Here is a 26207-nt window from a genome sequence, read left to right on the forward strand (position 1 = left end):
GTATAGTCTCTGCTTGCTGACTGACCTGGAAGTAGGGTGCCTACATTCTCAGATACTTCTAGCATTTCGTCAACTAGCATTACATCTGTCAAGGTTGTGTTACCTGTGTTCGTTACCGTCAAGGTGTACACTACTTCCTCACCAGCCACTGTCACTACTGACTTATCTGCTGATTTAGCTAAGCTGATCGCTGAGTTCTGATCAACGTCTACTGTTACCGTTGCATCGTCTTCTGGCATATCTCCGTTTGGATCTTCACCTGTTGTGCTCGCTACGTTCACGATAGAACCGTTGTCTATATCAGACTGGGTTACTGTGTATGTATAGTCTCTGCTTGCTGACTGACCTGGTAGTAGGGTGCCTACATTCTCAGATACTTCTAGCATCGCATCCACGATCATCACATCTGTCAAGGTCGTGTTGCCTGTGTTCGTTACCGTCAAGGTATACACTACTTCCTCGCCTGCTGCTGTTACTATTGTTTTGTTCGCTGATTTAGCTATTGCGATTGCTGAGTTTTGTACTGCATCAACCTCTTCATCATCACTTACTGTGATATCGCCTACTGTTGCTGTCGCTACATTCGTCACACTTCCCGCATCAATGTCATCTTGATCTACTGTGTAAGTAGTGTTGATTACTTCTGATGCATTTGGTGCCAACGTTGCTATCGTCTGGTTCAAGCCTGTCAATGGATCTACAACAACTATGTTGCTCAAAGTCACATTTCCAGTATTCGTTACCGTAATCACGTAGTCAATCTCGTCGCCTACTGCTTCATAGCTTGAGCCAGGAGCTGCTGCCTTCGTGATGGCTAAACCTGGTGTCTGTACTGCATCAACCTCTTCATCATCACTTACTGTGATATCGCCTACTGTTGCTGTCGCTACATTCGTCACACTTCCCACATCAATGTCATCCTGATCTACTGTGTAAGTAGTGTTGATTACTTCTGATGCATTTGGTGCTAACGTTGCTATCGTCTGGTTCAAGCCTGTCAATGGATCTACAACAGCTATGTTGCTCAAAGTCACATTTCCAGTATTCGTTACCGTAATCACGTAGTCAATCTCGTCGCCTACTGCTTCATAGCTTGAGCCAGGAGCTGCTGCCTTCGTGATGGCTAAACCTGGTGTCTGAGTGATCGTCGTCGTCACACTCGCCTCTTCCTCTCCTGTCAAATCTGTGTTAACAAATGCTGTATTTACGATATCAGCACCTGCATCGATCATCGCTTGTGTAACTACAAAAGAAGCATTGAAAACCCAAGTTTCGTCTGTATCTAAGTTTCCATCTCCATTTGTATCACCTGAAGCAAGTGTCAATGGAGTAGCATCATTTGTTAATGGGTCAGTTACTACAACACCCGTCAATGGTGTATTACCTGGATTCGTGACTGTGATGGTGTAGTTCAAAGTTGTTGGCTTATCGATTTCATCGAAGTCAACTGTCTTAGTGATTGCTACGCTACAGTCATTGATTGTCAAAGTCACTGGTGTTCTTTCAAGAGACACACAACCCTCAGCTGTTACTGCCTCTGCATAAAAAGTAGCAGAACCGATCGAACTCAAAGTTGGTGTAACTTCAGATCCACCAGTGGGAGTAGCATACCATCGGTAAGTAATATCTGAAACTGCTTCGATTGCATCATTTGCATCTAAAGTCTGGATTGGATCTACTGAACAAACAGTGATATCACCAGTAGATACAGGTCTAACTGGAGCTTGATTTACAATCACTTCTACTGGCTGAATCACGAAACAACCTGCTAAAGAAGTAGCTTTGATATAATAAGTACCTGTTTCTGATATTTCTTCTGGATTAGTTAACTCAACTAATCCCGCTGCATCTGAAAAATAGGCTAAAGAATTAAACCCACTAGAACCAGCTGTTATTGCACCAGCAGTCAAATCAACCGTGCCTGGCTCACATACAGCAGCTGGGTTGGTGATAGTTAATACTGGAAGTGGGTTCACTGTAATAGACACTTCTACTCTAGTACTTTCACACTGACCGTCTTTCACTTGAGCAACCCAAACTGGATAAGTACCGGAGGCTACATTATCTGTATCTACCGTAGGAACAGATTCAAATGGTAAATCTGAAGTTTGTGAATCATAATATACCAATGAATATCCTGCATCAGCAGTGATATTGTAACCCTGTACCCCAGAACCCACACAATAATTCTCATTGCTGAAAACTGATGGTGCTGGTGCAGCATTTGGTCTGGTGATATTGGAAGTGGATATATTGAAACAGCCTCTACCATCTGTAACAGTCACAGTGTATGTACCAGGGCTTAAATTGGTTTGGTTTTGATTGTTTTCTGTACCAGCAGGAATAATCCCACCATCTGTAGCTGTCCATGAGAAAGTATAGTTCCCATCACCACCTGTAACATTCGTCAACGTAATGGTGCCTGCACCTTCTACTGAGCAATCATCATCTATTTTAGTCGCTGTAATTGAGAGTGGACTGAGTACAGTTACAGTTTTTGTTTCTGAACTAGTAAGCCTACCATCAGTGGTAGTTAAAGTTACGTTATATTCTCCAGGACTTGAGAAATTAAAAGTAGGGTTAGCATCAGTAGATGTTCCTAAACCACCAAAATCCCATAAATAGGAGTAATTTTCGGGATTACCCCCAGAGGTAAGATTTTCAAAACTAACCGAAAAGTCATTACATAAATCATCAAAATCAAAATCAACATTGATAGGGGTAATTATAACCCTAATAGCTTCTGGTTCTTCTTGACATTGAGAAGAGTTAGTATAACTAGAACAGTCATAATTGCTTTCCGTAGGATTTGTCCCTGAACCACCTGATGCTTGCTGTCTCCAAACTAATAATATATCAGTCAATCCAAGACTAGTTCCACAGGACCATAAAAAAGGAGAATCTGTTAAAATCAATTCCTGAGGCCCAGCAGTTTGAGATGGCAAAACTGAAATCCACCTATTTATAAAAAACACATCATTTCCGATAAGCAAGTCAGCTTGAAACCTTGCTCTATATCTATCAGCAGCTGCATTTGATTGATACTGTATGGCTACATTAACAAGAAAAGAATCTCCTTGATTACATTCTGTAACGATTTCATCAAGTCTATTTCCATTAATATCTACTAAATAAACATCTGTCAAAGTATAACTGTTTTGAGGACAATTATAAGTGTTTGAACAATCCGATGATGATTCTCTTAAATCAAGTAAACTTTGGGAATACCCAATTTGAATACCTAAAAGAAGGAAAACCAAACTCAATAACGATTTAATATACGTCTTCATAACCTAATAGATTAAGATACCTGACCCGTGAAGGTCATGGTTTGTGAATAAACATTTTTGATGGATGGAAGCGGGGTGCTAGGTGTACTAAGCGGCTTCTTGAAAAATCCCCCTGATGCTTCTGAATGAAAATCTAAAATCCAGTCTCCAAAATTGACTGGGATTACCTCGAAGAACTTCTGCGCGTCCTTCTGCATCTGCGCATAGCAGTAATACTGTAAACCTTTTCCCATAACCTGTTTTATTAAAAGCTTCAATTTCAGTTCGATACCCTGTTTTTTGATTCAATCTTGTTACACAGAATCAATCGAACATATTTATTTGCTGTAAAAATACACAAATTTGTATTTCATAAACAAGTTTTTTCAAAAAAAATATTCAACATAATGCATTTTTTTTTATTCAAAATACATTTTTATTTTTGTATAATAATTTTAATCAGCTGATTATTAATGTTTTATGTATTTTTACATTTCGAAAAAAATTTGAAATTATTTCAGACAAAGCTTAAAAATAAATTTCTACTTCACTGAAATATAATTGATTATAGATTTTTCGGTAGATTAAAAACCCATTGATTTAACAATTAAACATAAAAAAATATGACCTTTTGAGTTATACTTTATCTTTTGATTTTGAAAAAAACTTTTTAAAACTTAATAATCCTATTTTGTCATATTTTAAAATGACAAGAAAAAAACTGCCAGGTTTCTTTTAATACAATAAATATTACAGCTATTATGATTTACAAACCTGGCAGGTTTGACCAAAACTGCTACTTAGACTAAGTAGGAATAAATCTAATTTTATTTTACCGTGAGTAATCTAAACTGAAACAGGTCTTCATCTATATCGGGATTGTTAGGATGATCCGTAGAAAACCAAATCCCTTCCTCTGTCTCAAAAATATAATTGGCATTGGTGGCGCTTTCGGGAAGTATGATTTCTCCCACTTTTTGGAAATCCTCATCTAAAAATACCAAAGCCCATTTTGAAGCTAGAAATGTCACCCTTGACTCCATCTCATCGCCAGGGGATTCCTCAAACCTCGCCACACGCATATATAAGTTGTGCAACGGCAAATAAGCTGTACGCTCATAAGCATTTGAATAATTCATGATGCGCATGATTTCATCCATATCCTCAAACATATCCTTTGATGAGGTGGGAGGGTCTGCGGGGAATTGAGAGAAAGAAGCTGGGTAGCTATGCTGCACTCCATCCTTCATCACATAGATATCTCGAAAGTTAAGATTGACGATCAGTTCTCCATTTTTCCCCAAAGTGACTCCTGACATGATCATTTTATTGAGGTTTGTTCCCAAAAACTCCCGATCAAACATACTTGCAAACTCATATGTATCATCTTTCAAGTTGTAAGCAATTACATTAGGCAAAGCTGCCAGCTCATCGACAGTCAATGACGTCCATTGAAAAACCATTGGAATAGTTGGAATATAGAGCACATCATCTACCTTTTCCAATGCAAAACCTAGTGGAGAAATGTTCTTTTCAAAAATCTCCGCAGTCTTCAAAGTATGTTGTGATAAGACCTCCCCTGATGCATTCATTTGAAAAAATCTATCTCCTGATGTATAAAGCCAAATCTCGCCATCATCGGTGATCTTGACATCAGCAACATTTCCTCCCATGCCATTTGGCCCCTCTTTTTCAAACTTGGTTTCAAAAAGCAATTCCGAGGTCTTTTTATCAAAAGCAACTAGGGAATTTTTTCCATAATTGTAGAAATAAATCTTGTCTATGGTATTTACAAAGATATGGTTGAAGTGCCCCCAACCCTCTGGCATGGCAAAGGTTTTGATTTCAGTACTGAGATCTAACTGTATTTCGCTAGCTACATCTTCTTGATTTTTAGCTGTATTACAAGCAATAAGTAGGCTGATACTAATAATTGTAAAAATACTTCTGATCATGGTCTGGATTTTTGATGACTATATATTTCAGAAATATACTAAAAAATATTTTTAAAACTAAAACTTATATACTTACCCTTTAACTTCAATTTGATCTTGAGAATTACCAGCTTCTATCTCCACCACCAATTCCGCATACCAAGATTCTCCAAATTTCCTAATCAAAGCATCCTTCAAAAACTTGTAAACAGGAACACCTAATTTGGTTCCTAACACACAAGCGGCACTACAGATATCCCATCGATCATAGTTCAATGCTTCAAATCCATCATACTTTTTGACTCTGATGGGATAGAGGTGACAAGAAATTGGCTTTTTGTAGGCGATTTTCCCATCTAGATAAGCCTGCTCTATTCCGCATTTCAAAATACCTTTTTCATCATATAGGGCATAAGCGCATTCTCTATTTTCTCCAATGGTAGGAGTTCCCTTATCTCCTTCTGTGTCAATCACCCAAGTACCTTGTGCTTCAATGGCATCACGCCCTTCTTGTGTAATATAGTCCTTAACAATCGGGTATATATCTTCAATAATCTTAGTCTCTTCATCTTCCAGCGGTGCTCCAGCATCCCCTTCCACACAGCAAGCTCCCTTGCATTTTTCTAAATCACACACAAAAAACTGGTCTTTTATATCATCAGAGATGACTGCATTGCCTACTAGGATCATGATCATTATTCTTTAGACCTCAAAGCTACAAAAAAGCTTCTCTTTAACTCTACAAAAGATTCATTTGATTGTCTGGAATGCCTACAGTATATATTAAAACTTTCAGAATGGACCAAAAAAAGAACCGCCCCGATTTCTCGGAGCGGTTCAACCCAGCACTATGAAGAAAAGCTATTTAAAGCCTTACTAACATCATAAACAGTACTGATTAGATAATGTTTGAAAGTTTGAAAAAAAAATTACTTTTTTTTCTTAGAATCTAAATTCGTAGCCTGCTGTGATGAATCTAGGGATACCTACTCTGATTCCTTGTGGTCTTCTTGTAGCTATATACCTCTCATCTGTCAGGTTTTTGATAGCTACATTGAATCTAGAATTCCACTTTTTGACATCATAGCTTATCATGGCATCCAGAACTGTATAACTATCTAGCTTTCCTATTCTCCCATCTACAGAAGGCGCTACTGTATTCAATTCATCACCAAACTGATCACCAACATAGTTCAAGGTCAGTCGAGCACCAAAACCAGACTCAGTTTCTAATGTCAATGCTGAATTGATAAACCAGTTAGGCGCATAAGGCGTTCTGTTGCCGTTGATATTTATATCATCGATAAATCTATCAGCTGAATAAGTGGAAAGCGCATATGTTGCATTGATGTCATAGTTTAATCTTGTTTTGGTCAGACCGAAAAGGTTACTCAAATCAAAAACCATTGCAGATTCCACACCTCTATGTAAGGTAGCGCCTGCGTTGACTACTCCAAAGCCAAGTCCACCAGCAGACTCTGCCACAGGAATGATCTGATTGCTGAAATCCATGTAGAAACCAGTCATTTCCATAAAAATCCAATTGCTGATCTCTGTCCTGAATCCCAATTCATAATTCCAGCTTTCTTCCGCATCAAGGTCTAGCACATCTCCCATGGCTGTAATCGCATCTTTAGTTCTTGGAGGAGCATATCCTTTGTGCACACCACCAAAGAAATTCACTTTTTGAGCTGGTCTATAATTGAAACCCATACCTGGGATGATTTCTTGAATTACATTTCCTGCTACTAAGATGGTGTCTCTGATACCGACTCCTGCAAAATTTCTTCTTCTGATATCTCTCTCGTAGTTGAAATTTTCATATCTCACCCCAAGGTTGAAGTCAACTTTTTCAGAAAGTGCGATTTTATTTTGCGCATAAGCAGCAAAAGCATTGCCTGTTCTTACTTCATCTTCGACCAAGTTCCCACTCTTCACACCTGCCTTTGTACCGTTGATACGTTGTTCGTTGGCTTGTTCCCATAGTAGTCTAGTTCCTACGGTCAACTCATTCTTCAAATTGAAAAGCTTGTGATCTATTTCTAATCTAGGCTCAATTCCACCTACAGCAAACTGCCTATTTCTATTTCCTGTACCATTTCTCATGAAGATAGCACCTCCTGGAATCTCTCTATCACCCCAAACCACTCCAGTCCAATTTGAAGGAGGGGTATTCGTATCGTTGATGCTGAAATCTTGCCTATTCCAATTTCTAGTTGTGGTGTAAGCATAGGCAATGGTATTCAACCTTACATTGCTATTGAATCTGTATTTATGACTGAAGCTGATAGAATATCTTGACACATCAAGTTGATCATCAGGAGCCAATCTAGTAAAGTCTTGACCACCTTGATCAAACATCACTTGATTGATACCTATATAAGTGGAATTAGAAACTTCATTGTATAGGCCCAACTTTAAGCCCAATTCAGATTTATCATTGATGTTAAAAAGAAACTTGGTATTGAGGTCAGTGATATCAAATTTTGTAGGTCCAATGTTATCCGCTCTCTTTTTCAAAAGGTTGACTTGCATACCTGTGTTGCCAAAGGTGTTGCCATAATTTACCAAGCCAGAGAAAAATCCTCCTTGCCCTCCTAGAATTTTTACTGATCCTTCTTGTTCTTGCGGAGGATTTGGAGAGATATAGTTGACCACCCCACCGATGGTCTGAGGACCGTAGAGGATTTGTCCAGAACCTTTAAGGATTTCCACGCCTGCCATTCTGTCGATTGCTGGAGTGTAGTACATTTCTGGCTCACCGTAAGGAGAAAGCGCTACTGGCACTCCATCTTCTAAAACCAAAACAGATCTACTTCTATCAGGGTCTAGTCCTCTGATACCGATATTGACACGCATGCCAATACCTTCCTCATCTACTACGTGTACACCTGGAGATCTTCTGAGTACTTCATTGCCACTGATCGGAGAAATGGTATTCAACTCTCTTTGATCTATATAAGTAACAGAGCCAGGAACTTTCGAAAACACCCTGTCTTTGTTAGCGATCACCGTGATCTGCGGCATTTCAACACCAGTCTCTTCAAATACCAAGTCCAACTCGCTAATCTGACCACCTCTGACAGTGACTTCGCGCGTGAAAGTTTTGTATCCTACAGCAGATACTTTGATGGTGTAGGTACCATCTTCCAAATCATAAATTTGAAAAGTCCCATCAAGGTTGGTGAAAGTCCCTTTCACTGTTCCCACTACCAAGATATTAGCATACGGGATGTTTTCTCCTTCTTTGGATTTGATTTTACCTGATATGACTACTGTCTTTTCATCTTTATCATTGATCAGTACTTCATTTGAAAATGCTGCCGTTGTAAAAGCGAGCATCAAAAGGGTGATAATTACCTTGATTTTCATACAATTGGTATAAAACTTATCTATTCTTATTTAGATTTAATTCAATTAACGATGCAAATGTATACGCTATTTAAACTTAATCCAAATAAGGTTAATAAGATTATCATAAATATTTTTTATGAAATACAGGCTATAATAGAAAAAATCAAAGCCTCATATTCTGCTCATAATTGCGACAACTTCTCTTGGTCAAAGGCAAAACACAAAGATAATTAACAGCTCTTGGGATATAATTTAGTAGTCTAACCAGACATACTTTATAAGGATTCTACAGAGCCAATGGAATCACATCTGAATAATTTGCGTTTATTTGCATTGTGCAAGCTGGCTTGTCGCCGTCCCGCTTCTTGGCGGGAAGGAGGAAAGTCCGGGCAACATAGAGCACCATACTTCCTAACGGGAAGGTATCAAGTTGGTGACGACTTGATAACAGATAGTGCCACAGAAAATATACCGCCCCGATCCGATCGGGGTAAGGGTGAAAAGGTGGGGTAAGAGCCCACCGCCCTGGTAGTGATATCAGGGGCAGGGCAAACCTTATGGGTTGAAAGACCAAATAGGTCCCGCACCGGATTCAATTTCGGAAAAGGTGGCTCGTCTTTCTGCGGGATGGGTAGGTTGATTGATCCCGACTGTGAAGTCGGGACTAGATAAATGACAGGCACTCTTTTTGTCTGACAAGAGGAGTACAGAACCCGGCTTATAAGCTTGCACACTTTTTATTTAAATAAACCAAAAACTGAAATATGCCAAAGATTCTAATTATCGATGATGAAAAAGTCATCAGAGCGACATTAAAGGAAATTCTGGAATACGAAAAATACGAAATCTCAGAGGCACAGGATGGTGAAGAAGGTTTAAAGAAAATACAACAAGAAGATTTTGATTTAGTGCTTTGTGATATCAAAATGCCAAAAATGGACGGCATAGAAGTTTTGGACAAAGTAGCAGCTTTGGATAAGCAACCTCAATTTATCATGATCTCAGCGCATGGTTCTATAGAAACGGCAGTAGAAGCTACCAAAAAAGGTGCATTTGATTTTGTACCCAAGCCACCTGATCTGAACAGGCTTTTGTTAACTGTTCGCAATGCCTTGGATAAAAAGAATCTTGTGACGGAAACTAAGGTCCTAAAGAAAAAACTTTCCAAAAAATTGGATATGGTGGGTGAGTCAGCCACCATTCAACAAGTCAAAGAAACTATTGAAAAAGTAGCTCCAACAGATGCTAGGGTTTTGATCACTGGGTCAAATGGTACTGGCAAAGAATTGGTAGCACACTGGCTCCATCAGAAAAGCAACAGATCATCAGCTCCATTTATAGCAGTCAACTGTGCTGCCATCCCAGCAGAATTGATAGAGTCAGAGCTATTTGGACACGAAAAAGGGGCTTTCACTTCTGCTGTGAAACAAAGACAAGGAAAATTTGAGCAAGCTGATGGTGGAACTTTATTCTTGGATGAAATCGGAGACATGAGCCTTTCAGCACAAGCTAAAGTACTTCGAGCGCTTCAAGAACATAAAGTCACTAGGGTAGGTGGTGACAAGGACATCAAAGTAGATGTGAGGGTACTTGCTGCCACCAACAAGGACTTGAAAAAAGAAATTGAAGAAGGAAAATTCAGGGAAGATCTTTATCATAGACTGAGTGTCATATTAATTCAAGTACCTGCACTGAAAGACCGGAAAGAAGATATTCCGATGCTTGTAGATAAGTTTTTGGGTGACATCTCAAGCGAATATGGTACTGCAAAAAAAGATATTGATAAAAAAGCCATTGCCAAGCTTCAAGAATTTCCTTGGACTGGTAATATTAGAGAATTAAGAAATGTAGTCGAACGCTTGGTGATACTTGGAGGACAAGTGATTAGTGAAGATGATGTAAAAAAATATGCTGACTATTAATGGTCAGCATATTCTTTATCCCTTGATTTCTTTGGCGTCCATAGCTTTGGCGTATGCTGGACATGGTCTGCTAGAAGCACAAGAAGCTAAAGCCAAAAGTCCAACTGCTAATACTGCGATCATTAACCTTTTCATAGATTTACTTTTTATAACTGTTTTCAAATATGTCTATTTCTCTGAGGAATACAAAATTAATTCAGCATTAAGTTGCAACCTCTGACCTCACTGTGGTCAAATCTTCCTAGAATTTCCAAATAACCATTTTCATCAAACTTGCCCAAGTCTTGAGTTTCTATAAAAGCGCAGGAATGAAAATTTGCCAAATCAATCACATTGATGCCGCCCTGTGATTTTGGAGACAAGGTATATGGATCATTCACATCTCTGATCATGACTTTCATGGTAGGTGGCAAGATGTACTTACCAAAGCCCCTGGAATAAGCTTGCGACATCAGTTCGGTCATTCCATACTCTGAATGGATCACATCCACTTGAAATGCAGGTTTAAGAATCGCATGCACTTCCTCTCTGATCATTTCCTTCCTTCTACCCTTCATACCACCGGTTTCCATAATAATAAGATTATCCATTTTCGGAAATTCCAACCCACCTTCTGCCAAATCCAATAAGGCAAAAGTGACACCTAAAAGTAAAACATTCCTGTTACTCTCTTTTAATAAGTATAACTTTTGAAGTAAATCTTCATGATTGTAAAGATAACTATCCGAGTGTTCAGACCCCGATTTTCCTATAAAATATTGCGCCATACTCACCAGTGAACTCCCAGGGCGTTCCAAGTAAGCTGGCAATAGTGCCAATACATGAAAGTTGTTTATACTGCCATATTCTAATTCAAAAAGATTTAAAGCGTGTTGCAGATAAAAATCCTCCGACCAAATATAATGTCTGCTCGTAATCGCTCCAGTCGTACCACTAGAGGAATAAAACTTATTATATTGATCAGGATTTCCGCTGATTACTTGATGATCCTTGAAAAATCTGATCGGTAAAAAAGGAATTGATTCTACGGATTGAATCTTCAAAGGATCGACCTTCCTCAGTGCGAGGTATTTGCTATATATTTGATTATATTGAGCCTGATAATGAAAAAGTTCTAGGGCTTTTTGATCAAAATCATCGAGTCGGAGATTTATGATATCTTCTGAAAAACTTTTGAAATAATTCATCGTTTTATAATTTGTCATTTCAAAATTAAGCAATTTTACAAGAGTAGAATCCCTAATCAATAAATCCTAGGCATGGACAGCATCAAACACCTGATTTACACCTTACTTTTTACAGTCATGACGGTGGCATGTATCACTCCACCGGACAACTTTCCATCTGTTCCAGAAATAGTCTTTGAAAAATTAGAATTTGTCAATACTTCAGGTGCAGATTCATTGATGGTGACCATTGGATTCAGAGATGCAGAAGGTGATATTGGACTCAATCCGACCGATATCAATCCTCCCTTCAACGCCATTAATTTTATCAGAGACGCGGGAGGAAGTGTGATCACTTACAGCCAAAGACCTCCTGGAGCACCTAATTTTAACCCTTTGGACTGGGCAATCAACCCAACTATCAACAATCAAGTATTTAGAGATACTGTCTGGGTAGAACAAAACCCTGATCACAATAATATTTTTGTCAAATTCTTTATCAAACGAAATGGTGTATTCCAAGAATTCAGATGGGAAGACCCTCCATTTTTCACAACTTTCAATGGTCGTTTTCCGAGAATTCTCCCAGACAATAGAACACAAGCTGTAGAAGGAAGTATCCGCTACAATATGCTTTCCTTTGGTTGGGAGTCAATTTTCCGAAATGACACCTTGAGAATTGATGTGCAAATTCAGGACAGACAGTTGAATAAAAGCAATGTGGTCTCAAGTCCTGAATTGACATTAAACCAAATTACTAGAAGGTAGGAGACTTTCATATTTCACCAAAGTTTGGCATTTCTAACCAATCTTCCTTTTTTATAAAGTCTTGGCAAGGAATGTGTTAAAATATTATTATAGATTGTTATTATCTTACTATATATGATACTTTCATTCTTTAAAAATCTAAACCAAACTCCTACTAACATGAAAAAAACAATTTATTTATCTCTGCTGATATCTATGATCAGCTTCTCAGGTGCTATGGCACAGGGATTAAATTTCGGTATCAAAGGTGGTGCTAATTTCTCGAATTTTGCGGGTAGCACCGATAACTTCAATCAAGAAAGTATTACTTCCTATCATGCGGGTATTTTTGCTGAGCTTGGATTAGGAGCTAACTTCTCCATTCAACCTGAATTGCTTTATTCCACAGTGGGTTCTAATTTGACTTTTGCAGGAGCTCAAGAAGATTTCAAGAATGAATTGGGCTACTTATCACTTCCAGTATTGATGAGAATTTATTTGATTCCAAATAGACTCAGTTTGGATTTAGGGCCACAAGTTTCCTTTTTGATGAGCGAATCTCAAAATGTGGATGTCTCTGATTCCAACACCTTTGACTTTTCTTTAGCTGGTGGCGCTACGCTTCATGTATTGGGGCCACTTTTTGTACAAGGTAGATATAACCTAGGGCTCACAGATGTGAAACCTGACGCCCAAATCACCAACAGAGTAGTACAACTATCTGTTGGTCTCAGATTCTAACTTCAATTGATTTCAGCAAGGCAGGAAGTCCCTCAGGGGACTTTCTTCATTTGTAGAAATTCGAAATCAACGAAATCATTTCGAGGACAAATGAGTTATATAAGTGTATCTTGTTTTTAATCTAACTGATTTATATTTTATGAAATGCTCACCAAAAACAAGTTTTCATTCGATTAATAATTATTTTGAGCATTCCATCTGAACCCTAAAAACAAACCATAAACAGATGAAAGCATCAGATCTTTTTGTCAAAGCATTGGAAAACGAAGGCGTAGAATACATCTTTGCCGTGCCAGGTGAGGAAAACTTAGACCTACTCCATTCCCTGAAAAATTCCAAAATCAAACTTATTCTTAATAGACACGAACAAGGTGCTGGCTTCATGGCTGCTACTTATGGTCGACTGACTGGCAAACCCGGTGTCTGTATGGCTACATTGGGGCCAGGAGCGACTAACTTGGTCACTCCTGCAGCTTATGCTCAGCTAGGAGGCATGCCCATGATGATGATCACAGGTCAGAAACCTATCAAGAAAAGCAAGCAGGCACGGTTTCAAATCATTGATGTGGTGGACATGATGCGTCCCATTACCAAATACACCAAACAAATCGTCAATAGCAATAACATTGCTTCTCAAATCCGAGAGGCATTTAGAATCGCACAAGAAGAAAAACCCGGAGCTGTACATTTGGAGTTCCCAGAAGATATCGCGCAGGAGGATTGTGAGGATACGGTCTTCCAAGTGACAGGACATATCATCCCCAAGCCAGATGAGCAAGCTATTACTGATGCTGTCAAAATGATAGAAGCTGCAAAAATGCCTCTGTTATTGATCGGAGCTGGAGCAAATAGAAAAATCACTTGCGAGGCTTTGAAAGCATTTGTAGATCAAACAGGGATCTATTTTTTTACTACGCAAATGGGCAAAGGGGTCATCGATGAAAGACATGCTCAATACCTTGGGACGGCAGCTTTATCTAGCAATGACTTTCTTCACGCTGCCATCGAAGAGGCTGATTTGATCATCAATGTAGGTCATGATGTGATTGAAAAACCACCCTTCTTCATGAAGCAAGGCGGTAAAAAAGTAATTCATGTCAATTTTGATCCTGCTGAAATTGATCCAGTTTATTTCCCCCAACTCAATGTGGTAGGAGACATTACTAATGCTGTCAAAAAGCTAACAACAGAAATATCCCATCAGAAACACTGGGATTTTGAATTCTTTGAAAAAGTAAAAAAAGAAGTCGGAGAGCATCTGAGTAAGTATTTCGAGGATATGCGATTCCCGATGCTTCCACAGCGATTGGTCAACCTGCTGAGAAAAAAGCTTGACTCCAAAGATGTCATCACGCTAGATAATGGGATCTATAAACTTTGGTTTGCAAGAAACTACACCTGTCATCAACCCAATACACTTCTGCTAGACAATGCGCTAGCAAGCATGGGCGCGGGGCTTCCATCTGCTATGGCAGTCAATATGCTGTATCCTGATAGAAAAGTAGTCTCAGTCTGTGGAGATGGAGGATTTATGATGAATTCCCAGGAAATCGAAACAGCAGTCCGTCTCAAACTCAATCTCACCGTGATCATTCTCAATGATGAAGCTTATGGCATGATCAAGTGGAAGCAAGAGGATATGGGCTTTGATGATTTTGGCTTAGGTTATAAAAATCCCGATTTTGTCAAATATGCAGAGAGCTATGGAGCAAATGGCTACAGACCAGCTAACGACCAAGACTTTCAAAAGATCTTGGCTCATTGCTTAGCGTCAGAAGGAGTTCACTTGATCGACCTGCCAGTGGACTATTCCCTCAACCACCCTATATTAAATGTTATGTTGAAAGAAAAAGCACAAAAACTATGAGTAATCAGAAACTGAAAATATTCAATCCATATAACCAAAGTCTGATCAGAGAAATCCCCATAGTGGGAAATGAAGCTGTAGAATCAGCCTTAGAAATTGCATCTACACTTTTCTTAGATAGGACGAAATGGATTCCTTCTTATAAGAAAATTGAGATTCTGGAAAAGGTTCAGGAGATCATGAAATCTAAAATTGAAGCACTTACAAAAACTGCTGCTGAGGAAGGTGGTAAGCCTTATCAAGACTCAAAAGTGGAAGTCCTTCGCGCCATCAATGGTGTAAAAATAGCTGCGGAAGAAATTGGTAAACTCAATGGTGAGCAAATCCCTATGGGACTTACCCAAGCTTCTGTCAATAGAATCGCTTTCACGACAAGAGAACCCATCGGTGTAGTGGCGTCCATTTCGGCATTCAACCACCCGCTTAATTTGATCATCCATCAGACAATCACTGCCTTCGCTGCAGGCTGTCCGGTCATCGTCAAGCCAGCCTCTACCACGCCACTTTCTTGCTTAGCTTTTATAGATATCTTGCAAGAAGCAGGAGTTCCTGAGGGCTGGGTGCAATGTTTGATCATTGACAATGAAGCTGCGGAAACTTTGGTGACAGACAAAAGGGTCAATTATCTTTCTTTCATCGGCTCGGCCAAGATTGGTTGGTACCTCAAATCAAAGCTGGCTCCAGGAACTCGCTGCGCACTAGAGCATGGCGGTGCTGCGCCTGTGATCGTCGAACCTGATGCAAATATGAATGAAATGATCCCCGCATTGGCCAAGGGTGGATTTTATCATGCAGGTCAAGTTTGTGTGTCCGTGCAGAAAGTATTTGTTCACGAATCTATCGCAAGAGATGTAGCAGAAAAAATCGCCGAAGCTGGCTCTAAGATGCTAGTAGGTGACCCTCTAGATGAAAAAACTGAAGTTGGGCCATTGATTCTACCCAAGGAAGTCGATCGTGTAGAAGAATGGGTCAAAGAGGCTAAAGCCAAAGGAGGAGAAATCCTAAGCGGCGGCAAGCGAATCTCTGATACCTGCTATGCTCCTACAGTAATATTCAACCCTCCACAAGATGTAAATGTATCTAAAGAAGAGATTTTTGGACCAGTGGTCTGTATCTATAGTTATACTGACCGATTAGAAGCTATTGAGCAAGCCAATGCATTGGATTATCACTTCCAAGCTGCTGTTTTCACCCAAGATATTGACATTGCTTTAGACACAGTTCAGCGACTCAACGCCACTGCCGTGATGGTCAACGACCATACTGCCTTCCGTGTTGACTGGATGCCATTTGGAGGAAGAGATGCTTCGGGAGAAGGTCTGGGAGGTATACCTTACTCCATGCATGAAATGACAAGAGAAAAACTAATGGTCATCAAAAGTAAATTACTATGATAACAGTAAAACATCAGAAATCGGAAAGTAAAGGTCAATTTGTATTGGAAGATGACGACAAGCAGATAGGTATAATGACTTATTCAGTAGCTGGAGCAGACAAGATCATCATAGACCACACAGAAGTAGACCCAGCTTATAAGGGTGAAGGTTTGGGGGAAAAGCTTGTCATGGCAGGAGTGGATTTTGCTCGAGAACAGAATATCAAAATTCTACCACTTTGCCCCTATGCAAAAAGTATTTTTGCAAAAAAGGAGGATATTCAGGATGTAAGATTATAACTTGTCAAAATGAAGATCATCCAAAAGTACTGAGGACTGCATGAAGCATATTTTACCCACTATTGTCATTGCACAGTTTCTCTGTACATCATTATGGTTTGCCGGCAATGCTGTACTTCCTGAGCTGGCAGCAGCCATGCAGTTGCCAAGTTCTTACTTGGGACACCTGACCAGTGCAGTACAGATAGGGTTTATTGGAGGCACGCTGATCTTTGCTATTCTTACGATTGCAGATAAGTTTTCGCCATCCAAAGTGTTTCTGATCTCTGCTTTGATCGCAGCAGCATTCAATTGGATGATGGTCTTCCCTAATGTTGAAGCGTGGCAGTTGTTACTTTATCGATTTGGTGCTGGCTTCTTCCTTGCGGGGATCTATCCTGTGGGTATGAAGATAGCTGCTGACTATTTTGAAAAAGGTCTAGGTCAGTCCTTAGGCTTTTTGGTTGGTGCCCTTGTATTAGGAACAGCCTTTCCGCATTTGGTTAGAAGTCTTACGGATTCTTTCCCTTGGGAATTTGCCATTTATTCCACTAGCATTTTAGCTATATTTGGGGGTTTGCTAATTTACTTCCTTGTTCCAGATGGCCCATTTAGAAAACCGGGGGCAACATTCAATCCATCTGCCTTTATCAAAGTTTTTGAAATCAAAAACTTCCGAAATGCTGCCTTTGGCTATTTTGGACATATGTGGGAGCTTTATGCATTCTGGGCATTTATACCCGTGATATTAGCTTATTTAGCCGGAAATCAAAATTTAAATATTCCCTTTTGGTCATTTTTGATCATTGCAGTTGGTGGAATCTCCTGTGCTTTGGGAGGGATGATTTCAAAAGTGATTCCTCCAAAAAAAATCGCCTTTTCAGCATTGGCGCTATCGGGTATTTGTTGCCTATTATCCCCTTTCATATTAAGCATTCCCAACCTGTACTTTACACTATTCTTTTTATTAATCTGGGGATTAGCAGTGACCGCCGACTCACCCATGTTTTCAACTTTAGTGGCTCAAAATGCTCCATCAGCATCCAAAGGAACTTCACTGACTATTGTTAATAGTATTGGGTTTGGAATTACAATCCTAAGCATTCAACTCTTGAATTTTCTGGCTCAATCTATCCCCACGCAATATCTTTTTCTTATTTTAGCGTTAGGACCTTTGCTAGGATTGATTGCCACTGCGAAGATCAAGACCCAACACTAAACTCAACAGCATGAAAAAAGAGCATAAATGGCAAGAAGAAATCGACTTGCTTAAATCTATTGTGGAGCAAAAAACGCAACTTGTACACAGCATCAAATGGGGCGGTGATGTCTATACCCATGAAGGAAAAAACATCATCGGCATCAGTGGCTTCAAAAACTATTTTGGTATTTGGTTTTTCAATGGAGTATTTATCAACGACCATCAAAATGTTTTTGTCAACGCGCAGGAGGAAAAAACAAATGCCATGCTCCAATGGAGAATGACTTCAAAATCAGAAATTGACGAAAAAACACTTCTAGACTATATCGCACAAGCCATAAAAAATGAGGAAGCAGGAATCAGGTGGACTCCTAAGAAGTCCGAGAAAAAGGAGGCTACGGGACTTTTGGCAGAAGCCTTAAGTGCCGATAAAGTTTTTAAAACGCACTTTGATGCATTGACGCCAGGTAAACAAAAAGAATATATCGATTATGTCAGTAGTGCAAAAAGAATAGAAACGCAACAAGCTAGAATAGACAAAATCAAACCGATGGTTTTGGAAGGCAAAGGACTCAATGATAAATACAAGAAGTGAGAACATGTAAACTATTGCATTGTATTAGGTGTTGAAACTGTAATGAAACGAAAATACATTTTTGCACTCCTGATTCCTGCCTTGCTGCTCTTTATGATAATCGATACAAAAGAAGAAACCATCACTTATACTTCAAATCCAAACCTTAAAACTACCGCTCCAGACGAAAATTGGAAAGGAAATCCCATAGAAGAGGACAGGCAATTTATCAATTTATACCATCCTTTTGAATCTTCGGTTAAAGACTTGCTCAAGTGGAAATTGAGTAAAAATCCACAAAAAGAAGAAAAGGAAGCTGACATTAGGACTTTACCGATTTCAACGGAAACATTTGATTTTGAATCAAAGGAAGATTATATCATTTGGCTAGGACATGCAAGCTATCTGATTCGATTGGATGGGGTTACTTTTATTACAGATCCATTGTTAATAGATAACCTTTTTTTAAAAAGAAAGAGTGAGCTTCCCTTTCCCCTAGCGCAATTTCCTCAAATAGATTACCTTTTGCTTTCACATAGTCACAGAGATCATTGTGATAAGTCAAGTATTAAATGGCTTTCGGAACAAAATCCAAACCTCAAAGTACTAACCGGCTTAGGGATAAATAAGGTCATAAAAAATTGGCTTGACGACCAGGAAGTACAGCAAGCAGGCTGGTATCAGACTTATGATTTAAATGATTCCAATCTTAGTATACATTATGTCCCGAGTAGGCATTGGTCTAAGCGTTGGCTCAATGATGACAATAAAAGCCTATGGGGTGGTTTTTATATTCAAAGTAAAAATCAGCGCATCTACTTTATGGGGGATAGTGGTGCAGGCCCACATTTCGAGGACATCAAAAACACTTTGGGCTCACCTGAGTACTGCTTGATGGGTATAGGCGCCTATAAACCAGAATGGTTTATGCATCAAGCACACATCAGTCCAACTGATGCAATAGAAGCTTTCAATGTTCTTGAAGGTAGCTATTTTATCCCCATGCATTACGGAACATTTGATCTTTCGGACGAGCCACTTTTAGAACCATGGGATGTTGTTGCATCCAATCAACAATCAATTAATGGCGAGTTGATTGAGCCAGTATTAGGCAAAAACCTGATCAAAAAATAAGCTTTTCACATTAGAGAAATATTAAAAACTATTTATTAGGTTTATCCACTTCTTGGAAAAACTTTGAACCCATCTTTATAAATTAATTTATCGTATCTTTACAGCACTTTGTAAAAAGATCGACCAGTTGTAGGTCGCTTTAATAGAACATTTCCTGCTGTCATAGACCATACAACATCTTTTGCAGCATCATTACACACAGCCAAATGGCATTCAAAAATCTTAATCTTATTGACCCTATCCTTAAAGCATTGGCTTTGGAAGGATACACTACGCCTACACCCATTCAGAAGCAAGCAATTCCTTTGATCTTGGAAAGAAGAGACCTCTTGGGCTGTGCTCAGACGGGCACGGGTAAAACCGCCGCATTCTCCATCCCGATGATCCAATTGCTTCATGATCAAAAAAAGCAAAAATTTGGAATCAAAGCATTGATCCTTACTCCTACCAGGGAGTTGGCGATTCAGATAGATGAGAGTTTAGCAGCATATAGCAAATTCACAAGCCTAAGACATACCGTCATATTTGGAGGAGTCAACCAAAATCCACAAACTGCTGCCTTGAAAAGGGGCGTAGATATCCTTGTGGCTACTCCAGGGAGATTGTTGGATTTGATCAATCAGAAATTCGTAGACTTGAGGCAATTGCAGTTTTTTGTACTTGACGAAGCCGATCGTATGTTAGATATGGGCTTTATTCATGACATCAAGAAGATCATTGCACTACTACCTACAAAAAGACAAACCTTGTTTTTCTCTGCTACAATGCCTCCAGAAATTCAGGTGCTTGCAGACAGGTTATTGACCAATCCTGCAAAAGTTGAGGTAACGCCACCATCTTCTACAGTTGATAAAATAGATCAGAGGCTTTATTACACTTCCAAAAGTGATAAGCCGAAATTACTCAAGCATTTATTGGAGACGCTTGATATTGAGACTGCCCTGGTATTTACCAGAACCAAACACGGTGCGGATAAAGTAGTAAAATACTTGCAAAAAGATGATATTCGAGCTGCTGCGATTCATGGAAATAAAAGCCAAAATCAAAGGCAAAACGCCTTGAAAGATTTTAAAGCAGGTAAATTAAAAGTTTTGGTAGCCACCGACATTGCTGCTAGAGGAATCGATATTGATGAACTTGCCCACGTTATCAATTTTGACTTACCCAATGTATCTGAAACTTACGTGCACCGAATCGGTAGAACAGGTAGAGCTGGCAACTCAGGAATCGCTGTATCCATCTGTGACGAAGAACAACACAAGGAATTGAAGGATATTGAAAAGTTGATCGGGAAAAGAATTCCTGAGATCACTGACCATCCCTATCCATTTACTGGTAAAGTAACTGGTCCAGCACCAAAACAACAAAGACCTTCTAGAAATAGTAAATCAGGAGATAGACGACCTGAAAATCGGTTCAAAAGAAGATAAACAAAAAGCCGTCAGCATCCTGCTGACGGCTTAGTTTAAAAAGGTTACGGTATAATATTCTTGATTTTTTTACTACCTGAATTGATATTCAACACCAGAAACTTGTGTCAAAAGTGTAGCTGGGGCATCCAATGCTTTTGCCGCTCCCTTTGGTGTAGGTGTCACGGGAGAATTTTCAGCCAAATACTCCAACATCACTTGATGTAAAGTCAAATCTTTATTGACTACGTTCTGTACATTGTTCATTCTACAGATCACATCGGCTGGATCTCCATCTCTTTCACAGGCACTGATCGAATAGGTCTTGGTCAATTCCAAGGGTTCACCTTTTACAGTCACTGATTTTACACGCTTCCCTTCATCTCCAAAAGCGTAAAATTCCACTTCCATTCCTTGAAACTTAATCACCCAGCCTCCAAATCGCTTTGAGGCATCTTCGGCAAAGACATTGTTCAATTCCTTCTCCAACCAATTCATCAGCTGGAGCCCTGTGACCCTGCCTGTTCTCACAATGCTATCCACTGGCAACATGTCGTATACATTCCCCCTGGTGATCGGGATATTACCTGTCTCATCCGGAGTAGTATTCGGCGGACAGAATCGGAATCCATTGGATAATACAATATCAATATCTGGTATCTTCCAACTCAAAGCATCCAGCACCATCTGATCGATGGGATTCTCGATGACAAAATACCGATAAAGAGGTATGGTAGAATAGCCTACTACTTTTTCAATGTCTGATTTAAAAGGCGCTTCTACTTGCTCGATGATGTTAGTTATTTTTTCAGAGCCTTTGATCTCATCAGCTAGCACATCCAAGAGCTCGTATTCATCTTTGACGACCTTACCATCTTCAAAAGTCAGCTCCAATTTCCCTAGAAAGGAACCGAAGGCACCCGGCTGTACTACTTTCGCATATTTGCCTTGAATAGGTTTTCTAACTCGTTCGTGTGTATCCGCTCCCAAAATGTAATCCACACCTTCTGCTGCAGGATTGTTAGCTAAAGCGATTTCTTGAGAAAGTCCTATATGTGAAACGATGGCTACAAAAGCACATTTTTCCTGATTTTTCAACACATCCACATAATGGGCTACATTGTCTTCTGGCTTGGTGAAAATGATACCCTCACTGTAATTTGGAGATTGTCGATTTGGAACTAGGTGATCATTGTAGCCCAAAAATCCGATTTTCACCCCATTGACTCTCCATATATAATATGGGGGAAAAATCAACTCTCCTTTTTGTCCATTTCCCAAATCATGGTACATATTGGCACATACCTTAGGTGCATTAAGTGAACCAAGAAGGTCTTGCATGGATTTCTTGTAGTAGACCACTTCCCAGTTACCTGGTAGATAGAGATCATAACTCATGGCATTGAGTATGGGCACCATGGCTTCACCTTCAGTCTTTACAGAAAGCATAGAGCCTTGGAACATATCGCCTGTATCAATCAAAAATGAATTTTCAACTTTGGCACGTTCTTGTTGAATGAATGTATGTAAATTAGCATACCCTCCAGCTTTTTTGAAAATGGACTCTCCATTTTCCCAGTATAGTTCATCATGCGGATGAATTTGACAGTGGACATCAGTAGTTTGAAATATGGTCAGTTTAAAGTTGGTTTTTGGGCTATCGTCTAAATCTACGGCTTGTTTTTGAGTTTCATTGGCACAACCTGGAGCTAAAGAGATCAAGCCTGTTCCTGCACTGAGTGCGCCCAATTTGGCAATAAAACTTCTTCTTGAGTTTTTCATGTTTGAATGTTAGTGTTTGCATCAAGCTACCAATAATATAAGGTAGATTGAATAATCAATATGTCACAAAGCAAAAATGTGAATTTCCGTAAATCAATGAAGTGATAAAAGTTACAAAGACAAAAAAAATCCAAGATTTCAAAATTTATAAAACATCGCTTCAGATGTAACAAACATCACCAAACCTAATCTCAATAGTTATGACTTTTGTAGGGTGATTTCAGGAAATGCTGATGGCTAGCCTGATTTTTACTATCTTCAAATAGAATTTAGACTATGAACAATACGTTTGCACATAAGCTTAGAGGTTTCCTTCCTATTTTGGAATGGCTACCTAATTATAAAAAAACAGATCTGCAGGGTGACCTTTCAGCGGGTCTAACTGTAGGTATCATGTTGATTCCTCAGGGAATGGCTTATGCCATGCTTGCAGGTTTGGAACCCATACATGGATTGTATGCAGTGACTGTCCCGCTTCTACTTTATGCGATTTTTGGCACATCTAGACAGCTTGCAGTTGGCCCTGTGGCGATGGTATCACTATTGACAGCATCAGGTATAGCGAGTTTGAATGCTGGATCTCCCGAACAATATTTGATTTATGCACTAACACTCGCTTTTTTGGTTGGCTTGATTCAGTTTGGAATGGGAGCACTCAAACTTGGATTTGTTGTCAACTTCCTCTCCCACCCTGTAATCAGTGGCTTTACTTCCGCTGCTGCTATCATTATTGGTTTGAGTCAGATCAAGCACCTTTTCAGAATCAACCTGCCTAATTCTGAGCATATTCAAGAAATGGCTGTAGCCATATTCCAAAATATTGGGGACATTCACTGGATCACTTTTGGAATCGGCGTAATTGGAATCATCATCATCAAGTACGGTAAGAAAATTCATAAAAGCTTTCCTGCTCCTCTAGTCGCAGTAGTGGTGGGTATTGCATTAGTTGCAGGTTTTGATTTGACGCAATATGGTGTCAAAATCGTAGGTGATGTACCAAGTGGACTCCCTACCTTTTCTTCACCATCTTTTGATATGGAGTCTTGGAAAACACTCTTCCCTATTGCATTGACGATTTCATTGGTTGGTTTTGCAGAGAGTTTTGCAGTGGCTAAAACTATCCAAGCAAAGCATAAAAATTATCGACTCAATGCCAATCAAGAACTGATCGCTTTGGGAATGGCCAACTTTGGGTCTGCCTTTTTCAGAGGTTATCCTGTGACAGGAGGATTTTCTAGGACAGCTGTCAACAATGATGCTGGGGCTAAGACTACTATGGCTTCTATCATTTCTGCGGTACTAATCGTATTGACTTTACTATTCTTCACAAGTTTATTCTACAATTTACCAAGTGCAATTCTTGCAGCAGTGGTTTTGGTGGCTGTTTCTGGCTTGGTTGATTTCAAAGAACCAGTTCATTTATGGCATAAGGATAAGTTTGATTTCACCATGCTTGTGGCGACGTTTATCATCACATTGACACTGGGGATAGAGACCGGAATCATTTCAGGGATGGTTTTATCCCTTTTAGTGGTGATCTACAAGGCTTCTAGACCTCATATGGCTCAGCTTGGTAGAGTACCCGGCACCAATATCTACAGAAATATCAATAGATTTTCGGACTTAGACGTCAAGGAGAATTTACTAATGGTCAGAATCGATGGCCCAATCTACTTTGCCAATGTAGAATACATCAAAGACAAACTGGACAAATGGATTCAAGAGCGCAATGATCAGGTAAAAATGATCGTGTTCAACATGGAATCTGTCACCAATATCGATAGCACGGGCGCACATGAACTTAATGAATGGATCAATGCTTGGAGAAAATCGGATATAGATATTTGTATGACAAGCATCAAAGGCCCAGTAAGAGATGTGCTCAACAGGTGGGCAATTCTAGAATGTGTGGGTGCAGACCATGTATTTGTAGATGATAACTCAGCCGTCTCAGCTTACGAGCATACAATGGATACTGAAACATTAGAAAAATATACGCCATACGCCATTCAATCAAATATCAAGAAATAATGTGCCAGATCAACGTCAATCAATACCTGTCCAATAATGAAAATTGGGTAAAAGAAGTACTGGCCAAGGATGCTGCGTATTTCGATGAATTGAAAATAGGTCAACACCCCAAGGCATTGCTCTTAGGATGTTCTGATAGCCGAGTGAACCCTTCTAAAGTTCTAGGGACTGAACTTGGGGAGCTATTTATCCATAGAAACATCGCGAATGTGGTATCACACACCGACTTGAATTTCCTCTCTGTCATGCAATATGCCGTGGAAGCATTGGGAGTGAGAGACATCATCGTGTATGGTCATTATGGCTGCGGAGGAATCAAGGCTGCTTATGAAAACAAAGCCAATGGACTGATCGATAACTGGCTTGCCAACATCAAAGATGTGATCAGACATTATAGAAAAGACCTAGAGGCTATAGCAGATGAAAACGAAAAACTCAATCGGCTTGTAGAATACAATGTACTGGAGCAAATAGAAAATATCAAACAATCCTCAGTCTATACAGAAGCCTTGGCCAAAGACATCAAACTCAACCTCCATGGCTGGGTATTTGACTTATCTACAGGATTAGTGAGAAATTTGAAGGAAGAGGTGATTGTTTGAAGAAAAATCAATGGTCATCATAATGACCCCAAGCGGCAAGAACTAAAAATACTTCTTTTCCCTTTGCTTCTCTCCGTCCCTTAGAACCCTTTGCGAGCCAGTAAACCCACTATGCAATCAACTCTTCGAAGTCATCTCGGATATAGATTACATTTCTACCTAACTCAATCCATTTCTTCTTTTCCAATTGCTTGAGCAATCTTGAGATTACTTCCCTGGAAGTTCCTAGTTCATTGGAGATTTCTTGATGGGTGGTATGTAGCTCATTTGACTTATACTGCTTCATTTTGGTTACAATGTAGCGCATCAATCGCTCATCCATTCGCTTGAATGCAACTGCATCTAAGGCCACCAACATTTCTTGGAATCTATTTTGATAAGTATTGGCTACAAAATCTTTCCACTGCTTGTATCTATCAGACCACTGTTCATGGAGTTGAATCGGGATGCCTAAAATGACGGTATTTTCTTCAGCTACAGCCTTGATTTCTGATGGTTTGGAAGTAGTACAGCAGGTCAAGGAGAGCGCACAAGTTTCTCCAGGCTCGAGATAATACAAGAAAAGTTCTCTCCCATCTTCATCCATTCGCATGATTTTGATCGCTCCCTCCAGTACAATAGGCACCATTTTCACAAACTGACCTGGTTCTGTGATCACCTTGCCATAATCGAATTTATGCACTGTACCCTGCTCCAACATGGCACAAAGCAAATTAGGGTCGGTGATGTTGGGTAATTTTTGTTTGAGGTAATCTAATTCCATGTGATAAAGAAAAGCTGAATGAATATCCAAAATAGTGATAATAGTCACAAAAAGAAA

At 39.5% G+C, this 26207-nt stretch carries 20 protein-coding genes and 1 other RNA gene; 13 read left to right on the forward strand and 8 right to left on the reverse strand.

Going from position 1 to position 26207, the window contains the following annotated elements:
• The 5 genes from CHB66_RS11780 to CHB66_RS11800 form a co-directional block, all read right to left on the reverse strand.
• Nucleotides 1-3146 (reverse strand): DUF7507 domain-containing protein (locus tag CHB66_RS11780; RefSeq protein ID WP_170932486.1); only part of this gene is annotated, 3146 nt, incomplete at its 3' end.
• A 155-nt stretch (nt 3147-3301) separates the two neighbouring features.
• Nucleotides 3302-3523, reverse strand: a complete 222-nt coding sequence (locus tag CHB66_RS11785) for a hypothetical protein (protein ID WP_089241185.1) — start codon at nt 3521-3523, stop codon at nt 3302-3304.
• 573 nt (nt 3524-4096) lie between these two features.
• Nucleotides 4097-5224, reverse strand: a complete 1128-nt coding sequence (locus tag CHB66_RS11790; protein WP_089241187.1) for a DUF4221 family protein — start codon at nt 5222-5224, stop codon at nt 4097-4099.
• Nucleotides 5225-5296: 72 nt separating this feature from the next.
• Nucleotides 5297-5893 carry a DUF3109 family protein gene (locus CHB66_RS11795; protein ID WP_089241457.1) on the reverse strand — a complete coding sequence of 199 codons (597 nt, stop codon included), beginning with the start codon at nt 5891-5893 and terminating at the stop codon, nt 5297-5299.
• 252 nt (nt 5894-6145) lie between these two features.
• Nucleotides 6146-8575 carry a TonB-dependent receptor gene (locus CHB66_RS11800; protein WP_089241189.1) on the reverse strand — a complete coding sequence of 810 codons (2430 nt, stop codon included), beginning with the start codon at nt 8573-8575 and terminating at the stop codon, nt 6146-6148.
• Nucleotides 8576-8891: 316 nt separating this feature from the next.
• Here CHB66_RS11800 and rnpB point away from each other — a divergent pair.
• Both rnpB and CHB66_RS11810 read left to right on the forward strand, forming a co-directional pair.
• Nucleotides 8892-9294, forward strand: an RNA gene (rnpB, locus tag CHB66_RS11805) — RNase P RNA component class A.
• A 27-nt stretch (nt 9295-9321) separates the two neighbouring features.
• Complete coding sequence (locus CHB66_RS11810) at nt 9322-10479, forward strand: sigma-54-dependent transcriptional regulator (protein WP_089241191.1); 1158 nt, start codon at nt 9322-9324, stop codon at nt 10477-10479.
• Between the two features lie 191 nt (nt 10480-10670).
• Here CHB66_RS11810 and CHB66_RS11815 read toward each other — a convergent pair whose 3' ends face one another.
• Complete coding sequence (locus tag CHB66_RS11815; protein ID WP_089241193.1) at nt 10671-11666, reverse strand: LuxE/PaaK family acyltransferase; 996 nt, start codon at nt 11664-11666, stop codon at nt 10671-10673.
• A 72-nt stretch (nt 11667-11738) separates the two neighbouring features.
• Here CHB66_RS11815 and CHB66_RS11820 point away from each other — a divergent pair, with 72 nt between their 5' ends.
• The 9 genes from CHB66_RS11820 to CHB66_RS11860 all read left to right on the forward strand — a co-directional run bounded on the left by CHB66_RS11820 (nt 11739) and on the right by CHB66_RS11860 (nt 20993).
• On the forward strand, nt 11739-12413 hold the full coding sequence (locus tag CHB66_RS11820; protein ID WP_089241195.1) for a hypothetical protein: 675 nt from the start codon (nt 11739-11741) through the stop codon (nt 12411-12413).
• 159 nt (nt 12414-12572) lie between these two features.
• Complete coding sequence (locus tag CHB66_RS11825) at nt 12573-13133, forward strand: porin family protein (RefSeq protein ID WP_089241197.1); 561 nt, start codon at nt 12573-12575, stop codon at nt 13131-13133.
• A 226-nt stretch (nt 13134-13359) separates the two neighbouring features.
• A complete protein-coding gene (locus tag CHB66_RS11830) occupies nt 13360-15000 on the forward strand; it encodes an acetolactate synthase large subunit (RefSeq protein ID WP_089241199.1) in 1641 nt (546 codons plus the stop codon).
• Complete coding sequence (locus CHB66_RS11835) at nt 14997-16394, forward strand: aldehyde dehydrogenase family protein (protein WP_089241201.1); 1398 nt, start codon at nt 14997-14999, stop codon at nt 16392-16394. Before CHB66_RS11830 ends, CHB66_RS11835 begins: the two co-directional genes overlap by 4 nt.
• Complete coding sequence (locus CHB66_RS11840; RefSeq protein ID WP_212668461.1) at nt 16391-16675, forward strand: GNAT family N-acetyltransferase; 285 nt, start codon at nt 16391-16393, stop codon at nt 16673-16675. The genes CHB66_RS11835 and CHB66_RS11840 overlap by 4 nt, the downstream gene beginning before the upstream one ends.
• A gap of 40 nt (nt 16676-16715) precedes the next feature.
• Nucleotides 16716-17873, forward strand: a complete 1158-nt coding sequence (locus tag CHB66_RS11845; RefSeq protein WP_089241203.1) for an MFS transporter — start codon at nt 16716-16718, stop codon at nt 17871-17873.
• Between the two features lie 10 nt (nt 17874-17883).
• The gene (locus CHB66_RS11850; RefSeq protein WP_089241205.1) at nt 17884-18450 is read left to right on the forward strand and encodes a YdeI/OmpD-associated family protein; all 567 of its coding nucleotides are present in this window, start codon (nt 17884-17886) and stop codon (nt 18448-18450) included.
• Nucleotides 18451-18492: 42 nt separating this feature from the next.
• The gene (locus tag CHB66_RS11855) at nt 18493-19563 is read left to right on the forward strand and encodes an MBL fold metallo-hydrolase (protein WP_089241207.1); all 1071 of its coding nucleotides are present in this window, start codon (nt 18493-18495) and stop codon (nt 19561-19563) included.
• Between the two features lie 206 nt (nt 19564-19769).
• Nucleotides 19770-20993, forward strand: coding sequence for a DEAD/DEAH box helicase (locus tag CHB66_RS11860; protein WP_089241209.1), 1224 nt, complete (start codon nt 19770-19772; stop codon nt 20991-20993).
• Nucleotides 20994-21065: 72 nt separating this feature from the next.
• On the opposite strand, the gene CHB66_RS11865 is transcribed toward CHB66_RS11860, so the two are convergent.
• Nucleotides 21066-22754 carry a bifunctional metallophosphatase/5'-nucleotidase gene (locus CHB66_RS11865; RefSeq protein WP_089241211.1) on the reverse strand — a complete coding sequence of 563 codons (1689 nt, stop codon included), beginning with the start codon at nt 22752-22754 and terminating at the stop codon, nt 21066-21068.
• A 276-nt stretch (nt 22755-23030) separates the two neighbouring features.
• Between CHB66_RS11865 and CHB66_RS11870 the strand changes: the two genes are divergently transcribed.
• Together CHB66_RS11870 and CHB66_RS11875 are read left to right on the forward strand one after the other, a co-directional pair.
• Nucleotides 23031-24785, forward strand: a complete 1755-nt coding sequence (locus CHB66_RS11870) for a SulP family inorganic anion transporter (protein ID WP_089241213.1) — start codon at nt 23031-23033, stop codon at nt 24783-24785.
• Complete coding sequence (locus CHB66_RS11875; RefSeq protein WP_089241215.1) at nt 24785-25387, forward strand: carbonic anhydrase; 603 nt, start codon at nt 24785-24787, stop codon at nt 25385-25387. Before CHB66_RS11870 ends, CHB66_RS11875 begins: the two co-directional genes overlap by 1 nt.
• Nucleotides 25388-25496: 109 nt before the next feature.
• Here CHB66_RS11875 and CHB66_RS11880 read toward each other — a convergent pair whose 3' ends face one another.
• Nucleotides 25497-26150, reverse strand: coding sequence for a Crp/Fnr family transcriptional regulator (locus CHB66_RS11880; RefSeq protein ID WP_089241217.1), 654 nt, complete (start codon nt 26148-26150; stop codon nt 25497-25499).
• Nucleotides 26151-26207: the final 57 nt, after the last annotated feature.

Source organism: Belliella buryatensis (assembly GCF_900188245.1).
GTDB classification, from domain to species: domain Bacteria; phylum Bacteroidota; class Bacteroidia; order Cytophagales; family Cyclobacteriaceae; genus Belliella; species Belliella buryatensis.